At 68.7% G+C, this 9,627-nt stretch carries 11 protein-coding genes and 1 pseudogene; 4 read left to right on the forward strand and 8 right to left on the reverse strand.

Annotated features, from left to right (window positions below; all coding sequences use genetic code 11):
• Both ACWD4A_RS34375 and ACWD4A_RS34380 read left to right on the forward strand, forming a co-directional pair.
• A pseudogene (locus ACWD4A_RS34375) lies at positions 1 to 309 on the forward strand (hypothetical protein); the annotation flags it as partial.
• A gap of 138 nt (positions 310 to 447) precedes the next feature.
• On the forward strand, positions 448 to 729 hold the full coding sequence (locus ACWD4A_RS34380) for a hypothetical protein (protein WP_451200262.1): 282 nt from the start codon (positions 448 to 450) through the stop codon (positions 727 to 729).
• Positions 730 to 779: 50 nt separating this feature from the next.
• On the opposite strand, the gene ACWD4A_RS34385 is transcribed toward ACWD4A_RS34380, so the two are convergent.
• The 4 genes from ACWD4A_RS34385 to ACWD4A_RS34400 form a co-directional block, all read right to left on the reverse strand.
• The gene (locus tag ACWD4A_RS34385) at positions 780 to 1,907 is read right to left on the reverse strand and encodes a methyltransferase domain-containing protein (RefSeq protein WP_451200265.1); all 1,128 of its coding nucleotides are present in this window, start codon (positions 1,905 to 1,907) and stop codon (positions 780 to 782) included.
• A 10-nt stretch (positions 1,908 to 1,917) separates the two neighbouring features.
• Positions 1,918 to 2,784: a radical SAM protein gene (locus ACWD4A_RS34390; RefSeq protein WP_451200268.1), complete on the reverse strand. Its 867-nt coding sequence runs from the start codon at positions 2,782 to 2,784 to the stop codon at positions 1,918 to 1,920.
• A 192-nt stretch (positions 2,785 to 2,976) separates the two neighbouring features.
• Complete coding sequence (locus ACWD4A_RS34395; RefSeq protein ID WP_451200270.1) at positions 2,977 to 3,165, reverse strand: DUF397 domain-containing protein; 189 nt, start codon at positions 3,163 to 3,165, stop codon at positions 2,977 to 2,979.
• A gap of 10 nt (positions 3,166 to 3,175) precedes the next feature.
• Entirely contained in the window at positions 3,176 to 4,027 is an 852-nt protein-coding gene (locus ACWD4A_RS34400; RefSeq protein WP_451200273.1) for a helix-turn-helix domain-containing protein, read from the reverse strand.
• 259 nt (positions 4,028 to 4,286) lie between these two features.
• Here ACWD4A_RS34400 and ACWD4A_RS34405 point away from each other — a divergent pair, with 259 nt between their 5' ends.
• On the forward strand, positions 4,287 to 4,748 hold the full coding sequence (locus tag ACWD4A_RS34405) for an ATP-binding protein (RefSeq protein ID WP_451200275.1): 462 nt from the start codon (positions 4,287 to 4,289) through the stop codon (positions 4,746 to 4,748).
• A 105-nt stretch (positions 4,749 to 4,853) separates the two neighbouring features.
• On the opposite strand, the gene ACWD4A_RS34410 is transcribed toward ACWD4A_RS34405, so the two are convergent.
• The gene (locus ACWD4A_RS34410) at positions 4,854 to 5,024 is read right to left on the reverse strand and encodes a hypothetical protein (protein ID WP_451200278.1); all 171 of its coding nucleotides are present in this window, start codon (positions 5,022 to 5,024) and stop codon (positions 4,854 to 4,856) included.
• A gap of 178 nt (positions 5,025 to 5,202) precedes the next feature.
• On the opposite strand from ACWD4A_RS34410, the gene ACWD4A_RS34415 reads away from it, so the two are divergent.
• On the forward strand, positions 5,203 to 5,502 hold the full coding sequence (locus ACWD4A_RS34415; RefSeq protein ID WP_451200280.1) for a hypothetical protein: 300 nt from the start codon (positions 5,203 to 5,205) through the stop codon (positions 5,500 to 5,502).
• A gap of 47 nt (positions 5,503 to 5,549) precedes the next feature.
• Here the strand turns inward: ACWD4A_RS34415 and ACWD4A_RS34420 are convergent, their stop codons facing one another.
• The 3 genes from ACWD4A_RS34420 to ACWD4A_RS34430 form a co-directional block, all read right to left on the reverse strand.
• Positions 5,550 to 6,494, reverse strand: a complete 945-nt coding sequence (locus ACWD4A_RS34420) for an aldo/keto reductase (RefSeq protein ID WP_451200281.1) — start codon at positions 6,492 to 6,494, stop codon at positions 5,550 to 5,552.
• Between the two features lie 82 nt (positions 6,495 to 6,576).
• Entirely contained in the window at positions 6,577 to 7,809 is a 1,233-nt protein-coding gene (locus tag ACWD4A_RS34425; RefSeq protein WP_451200283.1) for a peptidoglycan DD-metalloendopeptidase family protein, read from the reverse strand.
• 422 nt (positions 7,810 to 8,231) lie between these two features.
• Positions 8,232 to 9,398, reverse strand: a complete 1,167-nt coding sequence (locus tag ACWD4A_RS34430) for a PP2C family protein-serine/threonine phosphatase (RefSeq protein WP_451200284.1) — start codon at positions 9,396 to 9,398, stop codon at positions 8,232 to 8,234.
• Positions 9,399 to 9,627 lie beyond the last annotated feature (229 nt).

Here is a 9,627-nt window from a genome sequence, read left to right on the forward strand (position 1 = left end):
GAGGCCCTCCCAGAGGCGAACTGGGAGGGCCTCGCGGAAGTCGCGGCCTACTTCAACGGAGAAAGGGCCGCCCATGATGCCCTGACCGTTCTCCAGCATCTAGGCCGCACGTTGTCCGTCCAGGAACTCCCCACTGCTGTTGCCGCCTGCCGCTCAGCAGGGCTGGCCGACGCAGCGGACGCCATGCTGAACAGTGCTGGCCAGCGCGACATCAAGTCCGTTCTCCACCTCGCCAGCACACTCAACCTCGACCGACGCCACATGGATGCGGACGTACTTCTGCGCGCCGCGATGCGCACAAGTGCGTAGCTCGCTTGCTTCACCTCCCCAACTACGCCTCCTTTCCCGGGAGTAATCATCAACACCAGTCCCACGGGCCGGCGCTCTCCGTCTCGGAGACCTGTGCGAGCGAGTCAGCGCGACGCTCAGGCAAGAAGCGACCTGACCGTGTTCCTTGCTGTTCTGTTGACTGTCCTCGTCCTGGCCACCGTGACCATCCTGATGACCGGAGCGTCACCGGCAATGACGTTCAGTGCTGCTGCTTTGCTTGCCGCCGGTTTAATCACAGCCTGGACCAAGCTCCGCCGAGCGCTTAGCTCCGACCCTAGCCCCAAGGATTTCAGGGCGAACTTCAACTATTCCAACAGGATCAAGGGCGTGAACTTCAGCTTCCAGGTGGGGGCTCCCAGGCCCAGCCCCGACGAGGAGGGAGCAGAAGAAGGACACTGAACTCCGGCAAGAGCAGAGAGAGACCATTGATGGTGGCCACCTCTGGCCGACTACAACCTGACGTGCCACCTCCCACGCACCAAGTACGCCGTGCCATCCGGCTTGATGAAGACCCGAGCGCCGCGCACCGGCAGCTCGCCGTTCGTCAGCCAGTAAGTGCGGATCTCGTCGAGAGCGTCCCACAGGCGGCGGGGGCCGCCCTGGTGGACCGTGGGTCGGTCGTCGCTGCGGGCGGTCGCGCGGGCCCAGGAGCCGTCGGGGTGGGTCATGAGGGCCACGCGTTCGTCGGCGTGCTCTTCGTAGTGGTGCTCGATGCCGGGGGTCGTGACGTCGAGCATGGAGGAGAGGTCCCACGCTTCGATGACGTTCACGACCGGGTAGCGGCCAGTGGTGATCTGTTCGCCGTCCTCAGTACGGGCGACGGCGAGCAACTGGTTGTCGCCCGCTGGGTAGTCGGCACCAGCCCTGGTCCTCATGAAGCCCGCTCGGTCCCATTCGACGCGGCCCGTCGCGCCGCCGTCATCACCTTTCTCCGCGGTGATGAGGAGCGAGGTGCCGGCGATCGTGGTGACGAGTCGGCCGCCGGGCTTCAGTGCGGTGAGCCAGCTCGCCGGGATCGGGCGAACCGCGACAGTGGCGACGATGCGGTCGAAGGTGCCGGGGAGGTCGCCGGTGGCGTCGATGGTTTCGACCGTGGGGTGTCGGCCGATCCGGTCGAGGCGGTCGCGGGCGGCTTCCATGAGGTACGGGTCGACGTCCACGCTCGTCACCCGCTCGCTGCCGAGTCGGCGGGCGGCCAGCGCGGCACCGTAGCCCGACCCCGTACCGACGTCGAGCAAGGTGTCGTCATCACCGATCCTGGCGTGCTGAAACATACGGACTACGAGGCTCGGCAGGGTCGAGGAAGAGGTTGGCCTGCCGGCCGGGTGCTCATCGGCCTTGGCATGGTCGGCGTGGCAGGGGCCGACGCGGGTGACGAGCGAGGTGTCGCCGTACGCGGTGGCCAGCCACTGTGGCTCGTCAGCGGGACCATCGCGCAGCGCCCAGCCGTCGGGGGCGGCCTCCCACCATCGCGGTACGAACAGGTGCCGCGGCGTCTCCTCCACAGCGGCGCGCCAACGGGACGAGGCGTGCGTCGCTCGCTCGGCGAGTGCGATGGCGTGAGGTTCCCAATCCACGAGTCGGCTCCTATTCGGGGAACTTCGGTAGACAGGCAGGGGTGTTGGCGGGGGCGCAGTCGCTGCTGTCCTGAGGCGTGCAGGGGTCTGCAGCCACGGGAATACGCGCAGAGATCTCTGCCCACGTCTCGCTCCGCAGGATCGCGGATAGGCCTTGCTCCTTCACGTTTCCAGCCGGCAGGAATCGGGAGAGGATGCAGCCGTATACCTCTCCGTTCGGCGAGATGGCTACGCGCTCACGGAAGCAACGCCCGCACAGCTCGTCAACGCTCGGGGCAGCATGCAAGGCGTCCGCCGCACGTCCCACCTTTCGGGTGCGGTCGATGTGGACCTGCTTGACACCCAGCGCACGCAGCTCAGCTTCGGCTTGGCTGACGCGTTGCCCATCGAGCACCTCGACGATTCCGACTCGCAAGGGGATCCGACGGCTCAGGGCTACGCCGATGTTCGCTCGGGTACGCGCATGACTGCCGCGCCCTTGGGTGATCTGCTCGTGCTGCGCTGCGTCGTCGCTGTAGTAGCTGGTGGCGAGGCGTACGCCGTCCCGGCTGATGATCTCCCACAGCGAGGGACGGACATGGACGAGGTTCGAGTACACCTCTACGCCGAGACCGCACTTGAGCGCCTGATCGACAAGCTTCGGCAGATCTTGGTTCAGTGTCGGCTCACCACCGATCAACTGCACCATGGGGATGCCAATTTCGGCGATCTCCGCGATGACCCGCCGCCAGTCGTTGAGCACCATGGAGCCAGTTGGCGCTTGCGGTCCGGAATCTGTGCAGCAGTGTGTGCAACGGAGCTGGCAGGTGCCGGTGATCTCCAGCTCGACCGATCGAATGTCGTGGAGCGCGGCCAAGGCTTCAGTGAGCGATGACATGCCAAACCTCGCCTCTTGTTGGCGTGTTGGATGCGGATGCGTCGGGCTTGGTCTGTACACCGTGACGCACAGCGAAGGTAGCGCCCACCCATTACAGGCACAAGCATGGACCGGCACACCCATGAGACGGCATATGCCAGAAAGCCCCTCACCTGCAGAGGCGAGGGGCGGCAACTGGAGAGATTCACCAGATCAGGTGATCAACCCACCCGACTTGACACCTGTGATCAGCGCCCCAAGCCTGGAAGGGGTGATCCCAATGACCACATCAGGGTCGTCGCTCTCTCTCATGACGATGCAGTTTCCGTGCCATGCCAGCTCGACGCAGCTGCCTTCGGATTCCGAGAAAGAGGACTTCTGCCAGGCTATGAGTGCGCTCATCGGAGTTTGCTCACAATTCCTTTGCGATTCGGTTGATGACATCTCGCGACTCGCCGACCTCAAGCGTTACTCGCTCCAGCGCGTCGTGCATGGACCGGTAGTTGGCAAGTTGGGCATCCGCATCCAGGAAGACAGAGCCATAGGCAGAGTCCAGCTGAACCGTGTCGAGCTGTGGGACGACCCCGCCCGCGTAGAGCATGGTCTGCGCGGAGCCGACGAACTCTTCGCTGCTGAATGGGATCACTCGCACTACCACGGTGGGCCACTCTGAGACTTCGAGCAGATAGCGCAGCTGGTCTCGAGCCACCTTCCTGCCGCCGTAGAGGACGTGGAGGGCAGCCTCATGGATGATGGCCTCGAACTGCGGTGGCGTCGGGCGCTCGAAGATGGCCCGGCGCCTGAGTCGATGCTCGACCCTGGCGTTGAGCTCGCTGGCGGGCAGCGCCGGAATGCGGCCTCCGAAGATGGTTCGCGCGTAGCCCTCGGTCTGGAAGATTCCAGGGACCGTCAGAGTCTGAAAGGCTCGTAGGTATCTCGCGTAGTGTTCAAGTTCCGCAATATTCAGGAATCCCGCGGGCAAGATGCCCCGATAGCTTTCCCACCATCCCTTGCCTCGTTCTTCTGCCATGGCGCAGAGGGCATCGACCAATTTCGTATCGGTCGCGGAGTAGAAGGCTGCGAGGCGGCGGACCCGCTCAGCGCTGACGCCCCAGCGTCCTGATTCGATGTGGCTGATCTGTGCTTGGTTTCCGCCGAGCAGTTCACCGGCGGCACGAGCAGGCAGGCCCGAGGCTTCGCGCAGCTTGCGCAGTTCCGTACCGAGCCGCGTCTGTCTCGCCGTTGGACTGCTCCGAGGTGGCATCAACTTCCCTCTCGTGACTGGCACATCAATTCTCCCGCGCCAAGTCTCACGGGTCCACAGCCAAGCGCGCAGGCTTTGGCCCAAGCTTGGCGAGGCACATGGATGTGCCCTACGGTCCTCATCAACACCGCGCCGCACCGTCGGGAAGACCCGAAGTGCAGCCATCTACCTGTCAGTTGATGGCATACGAAGAGGTGGCCGAGCCACGGACGGCAGTCGGAGCGGGCCGAGGTCCACGACCCCACCGGGAGACCGCGTCATGCGTACCGCCATGCTCATCAGCCCCCACCCCACCACTGACGAGGACGGCGGCGAGCCCGTCGACACGTACCACCTGTCCGCCCCCGCCGCACCCACCACCGCCCGCGTCGCCCGGGAGTTCGTTGCCGCTGCGCTTGAGGCCGGTGAGCGGGCCGCGCTTGTCGAGAACGCGCTTGTCTGTGTGTCCGACCTGGTCACCAACGTGGTGCGGCACGCCCGCGTCGACACCCTCTCCGTCGAAGTCGCGCTCTGCGGGGACCGTGTCGTGGTTTCCGTGCTCGACGGTGATCACGGGCGACGGCCGCGGCGGCGTACGGCGCGGGCCGGGCAGGAGGACGGGCGGGGGCTGATGCTCGTCCGGCGTCTCTCTGCGGCCTCTGGAGTCACCCTCGTGTGGGACGAACTGAACGTCGTCGGGAAGTGCGTGTGGTTCGAGCCGCTCGCGGACACGGGCCACTAGCTGTGGCGATACAGGCTCCCAGGGCGCGTCCGGTGGGGCGACTCAAGGCCCCCTGGGACAACCACAGCGCCCCGGCCCGGTGGCTGGAGCGCTGTCGTGTCCGGGCTACTGGGCGTGGTGCGAGGGGTGGTTCCACCAGGCGGCGGTGGTGACGGTTTCGTCGGCCTGGGCCTTGTGTGAGGGGTGGTTCCACCAGGCGGTGGTGACGGTCAGGGCGGCGGCGCCGAGTGCGAGGGCGGCGAGCGCGGTGGCGGTGCGGCGGATGGTGCGGGTCATGGGTCCCTCCCCGTTACGTGATCAGCGGTCGAGGTGATCATCCATGCTCCGCTGCGGGTGATCCAACCAGCGCGCGCCGCAGCGCCCTGAGCCGTGGTGACACCGGCCCCTGGCCACCGCCCGTACGGCCCGGCGTAGCCTCGAAAGCCAAGAGTCTGTTGATGCGGAGGTTGTGCTGATGGCTGGAGTTCCGACATCCGTCGTGGCTGCCGGTGGGCTCGTCGGGGGGTACGGCGTCGCTCGGTGGACGAAGAAGCGGCCGCTCGGTGGGGTGGCGCTCGCCGCTGCCGGGGCCGTCGCGGCGCGGCAGTGGGCAGGGAAGGCCGGGGCCGGGAAGGCTGCCGCGTTGACGGGGCTGTACGTGGCCGCGTTCGCCGGGTCCCACCCGCTGGCGAAGAAGGTGGGCGCCTGGCCGTCCGTCTTCGCTGTTGCGGGTGGGGTCGCGTTGGCCTCCTGGGTTGTGGAGAGCCGGGCCTGAAAGGGATGTGAAGGGGTGTGGGGGCCGGAGTCCGGCCCCCGCGCCTCTTACGCCGACGCCTCCGTCAGGAGGGCCAGCTCCGATTCCGTCAGCTTCAGGTCCGCCGCCGCCAGCAGGGACGGGAGTTGGGCCACCGTGCGGGCGCTCGCCAGCGGAGCGACGACCGTGGGGCGGGAGGCGAGCCAGGCCAGGGCGACCGTGGCGAGCTCCGCCTCGTGGGCGGCGGCCACCTCGTCCAGCGCCTTCAGTACGCGGAGGCCGCGCTCCGTTTCCAGGTACTTGCCGGCGCCCTCGGCCCGCGCGCTGTCCACCGTCGCGCCCGGACGGTACTTGCCGGTGAGGAAGCCGGAAGCCAGGGCCCAGTACGGGACGGCGGCCAGGCCGTGCCGGGCGGCGACGTCCGCGAGCGGGCCCTCGTACGTGTCGCGCGAGACCAGGTTGTAGTGCGGCTGGATGGCGACGTACTTCGCCAGGCCCGCGGAGTCGGAGAAGTCCAGGGCCTCCGCCAGCCGCTCCGCCGTGATGTTGGAGGCGGCGATCTCGCGGACCTTGCCCTCCTTCACCAGCGCGTCGAGGGCGGTGATGAATTCCTCCACCGGCACCGACGGGTCGTCGTAATGGGTGTAGTAGAGGTCGATGTAGTCGGTACGCAGGCGGCGCAGGGATTCCTCGACGCCCGACTTGATGACGGCCGCGGACAGGCCGCGCGGTTCGGGAAAGCCCGCGCCGACCTTGGTGGCCAGGACGATGTCGGCGCGATTGCCGCGCGAGGCGAACCAGTTGCCGAGTACGGTCTCCGACTCGCCGCCCTGGTGCCCGGGTACCCAGGCGGAATAGACGTCGGCGGTGTCGATGAAATTGCCGCCCGCCGCCGCGTAGGCGTCGAGGACGGCGAAGGACTCCGCCTCGTCCGCCGTCCACCCGAAGACATTGCCGCCGAGGGCGAGCGGGTGGACCGAGAGGTTGCCGATCTTCTTGTGAATGTCAGCCATACCTCTCTCCAGCGTCCCCGCGGATACGGGTATTCCGCTACTCCTCCCCGAGCGGTGTCCGCAGGCTCCCCGAACGGAGTGGTTACGGCTCCAGGCCGCGGTCCCGCAGCCACGGCAGAGGGTCGATCGGGGCGCCGCCGCCGGGGCGGACTTCCAGGTGGAGGTGGGGGCCCGTGACATTTCCGGTCGCACCCACCCTGCCGATCACATCGCCGCTGGACACCCGGCCCGAGGTGACGACCATCGACGACAAATGGCAGAACCACAGCTCCGTGCCGTCGTCGAGCTTCAGCACGATGCGGTAGCCGTACGCGCCCGCCCACCCGGCGTGGGTGATCGTGCCGTTGCCGACCGCCTTGACCGGCGTACCGGTGGGGGCCGCGAAATCCTCACCGGTGTGGTTCGCGGACCACATATTGCCCGCTTGGCCGAAGCCCGCGGTGAGGGTGTACGAGCCGACCGGCAGGGTGTACGAACCCTTGGCCCGGGGGACGTCTTCGGCCGGCTTTTCGGGAGAGGGTGCCTGATTCGGAGCGCCGCCGCCCTTATTCGCCGAGCGGTTCGGGTCCGGCTCGGCTTCCTTTTCCTTCTCCGCTTCCTTCTCCGCCGTCTTCGCGGCAGCGGCCTTTTCCGCTTCGGCAGCCTTCGCGGCCTCGGCCGTCTTCGCCGCCGTCTTCGCCGCTTCCTCCGCGGCCTTCCGCTGGACCGCGGCGCGCGCGTCCTCGTCCGCCACGCTCTGCTGGTGTTCGGCCTGCTGGAGGATGCGGGCGCGCAGTGCCTCGCCCGCGTTCGCGGTGCCGTTCGCCGCTTCCTCGACGCTCAGGCCCGCCTGGGTCAGCGGCTGGTCGGCACCGGGTGCGGGGGCCACGGCGTCTCCGGTGTCCTTGGTGTCGTCGCCGAGGAGCGCGCCCACGCCCGGCAGGTCCGGCATCGATATCGGCGCCGCCGGGCGGTCCTGTGCGCTCGCCATGCCGCCCGCGCCGACCGCCGCGATGACGCCGACGCCGAGGACGGCGCCGCTGCGGGCCATCGTGCCACCGCGCGGCTTGGCGACGCGGTGTCTGCCGCCGCGGGCCGGGGCGCTGGGGTGCCACGCGTCCCACGCGTCATGGGCGTCGCTGCCGACGGGAGCCGACGGGGCGACAGATCCTGCCGCCGCCACTGGCACTGACCCGGCCTCAGCTTCCAGGGCCTCCCCCATCGGCATGTGCGCGGTCATGTACGCGGGCACGATCGGGGGTTCGGGCGCGTAGGACGCGTAGGGCTCGTACGGCCCGTGCAGAGTGGGGTCGAGGGCAGGCTCGTTGGACGCCACGGGGGCGCACTCCTTTCCGTCCTTCTCGCCTACCGGGTCAGCGGTGCGGGCCCCCAGGCCGTACAGGCTCTGGGGGAGGGTTCGGAGCAGGAAGGTCTCCTACGGACCGGTGCGGCCCGATTCACCCCAGGGTGGTGGTTCCCCGGTTCCCAGTTGCTGCTGGTGTATCAGGTCTTGCTTGTGCCCGAGGGATTCGGCGAAGGCGCACGGTGCCGCCTCTTGCGACGGTTGTGTGGACCGTACGTCGTTATCGAACGTTAATAGACAGGCCGCATGATTTCCAAGCCGAAAGCGTGAATCCGTCGTGTCCTTGGTCAGGACTTGGCAAGAAGCCCGACCTGTTGAGTCGTTCCCTTAAACGGTCTTTATTCCGAGGGAATGCGGAACGATCAAGATCAACTGCACTGCGCGCGGACGGACAACTACAGCCCGTGCGGACCGGCATAAGAAGCGGGAGCGTGACGGCCGTCGCCGCGCCGGATCGCGAGCAGGGCCATGTCGTCCGCGGTCCGGCCGCCCGAGTGCCGGGTGACGTCGACGACCAGCGCGTCGAGCAACGCGTCGGGGCCGCTGAACTGTCGGCCCGTCAAGCGCGCCTTCGGGTCATAGAAAACACCGGAGGCATCTCTGGCCTCTGTGACCCCGTCCGTATAGAGAAGCAACGTCGTTCCCGGGGGAAACTCCCGTTCTTCCACTCTGTCCGCCCACTCCCCCAGTTCGCCCATCCCCAGGGGCAGTGCCGCGACGGCGGGTTCCGCCTCGGCGACGCCGCCGTCCGCGTGCAGCAGGAGGGGCGGCGGATGGCCGCGGTTCACCAGGCGCAGGACGGGCTCGTCGGGCGGCACCTCCGCCAGTACGGCGGTGGTGAAACCCTCGAACTGATCCAGGTCCGCGCGCCGTGCGCCCTCCCGCTGCAACGCGCGCTCCAGCCGTGCGGCGAGCGCGTCCAGGGCGGGCTCCTGTTCGGCGGCCTCGCGGAACGCGCCGATGACCACCGCGACCGCCGCCACCGCCTCCAGGCCCTTGCCGCGGACGTCGCCGACGATGACGCGTACGCCGTGCGGGGTGTCCTGGACCGCGTAGAGGTCGCCGCCGATCCGGGCGTCCGCCTCCGCCGCCACGTAGCGTGCCGCGACGCGCAGGCCGCCGGTGCGGGCGGCGGGGGCCGGGAGTACGGCCCGCTGGGCGATCTCCGCGATGCCACGGGCGGAGGCGAGCTGCCGGTTGCTGCGGCGTGCGATGCGGTTGATGCCGAGGGCGATCAGGGAGACCACCGCGACGGTGACGACCTCGCTGACGGCCGCGCCGGCGTCATTCGCCCGCTCATGGAGGACCAGGCTCAGCGAGGCGGCGATGGCCGTCAGCGCGATGGCGGCGGTGCCGCGCAGGGAGTGGAAGGGGGCGGCCACGAGGGGCGCGGCGTTCTCGAAGGGGGCGCAGGTGAAGTTGGGGGGCGTGAAGATGTCGAAGACCACGCCGCCGCCGACGAGGACGTACGGGAGGTGGCGGGCGGCCTGGTTGGCCAGGCGGGCTCTCGGGGACCACTCGCTCCGCGGGGCGCTGCGCTCTGGCCCCTCTTGGTTCCCCACCGCTCGCTCCTGACCAGCTGGTGCGCGTTGCCGCCTTCCACCTTTCCTGGTGGGGTGCGGGTGGGCGAACCGAGTGGTCCAAGCGGGGGGCGGGATCTCCGGGCGCGGGCCGGTCGCGCCTGCGGCGGGCTTGTTCCCCAGCCCCGCCCCTTCCCGAAACCGGGGCTGCGCGCCCCGGCCCCCCGGCTGTCCCGCCGTGGCCGCCTGCGGCGGGGGCGGCCTGCGGCCC

This window comes from Streptomyces sp. NPDC002537 (assembly GCF_053594975.1).

What these genes read in the sequence shown, in the direction of transcription:
- ACWD4A_RS34390 (WP_451200268.1), bottom strand. Translation starts at nt 2,784, where the DNA reads ATGTCATCGCTCACTGAAGCCTTGGCCGCGCTCCACGACATTCGATCG.
- ACWD4A_RS34415 (WP_451200280.1), top strand. Translation starts at nt 5,203, where the DNA reads ATGGCTGGAGTTCCGACATCCGTCGTGGCTGCCGGTGGGCTCGTCGGG.
- ACWD4A_RS34410 (WP_451200278.1), bottom strand. Translation starts at nt 5,024, where the DNA reads ATGACCCGCACCATCCGCCGCACCGCCACCGCGCTCGCCGCCCTCGCA.
- ACWD4A_RS34400 (WP_451200273.1), bottom strand. Translation starts at nt 4,027, where the DNA reads ATGCCACCTCGGAGCAGTCCAACGGCGAGACAGACGCGGCTCGGTACG.
- ACWD4A_RS34420 (WP_451200281.1), bottom strand. Translation starts at nt 6,494, where the DNA reads ATGGCTGACATTCACAAGAAGATCGGCAACCTCTCGGTCCACCCGCTC.
- ACWD4A_RS34395 (WP_451200270.1), bottom strand. Translation starts at nt 3,165, where the DNA reads ATGAGCGCACTCATAGCCTGGCAGAAGTCCTCTTTCTCGGAATCCGAA.
- ACWD4A_RS34405 (WP_451200275.1), top strand. Translation starts at nt 4,287, where the DNA reads ATGCGTACCGCCATGCTCATCAGCCCCCACCCCACCACTGACGAGGAC.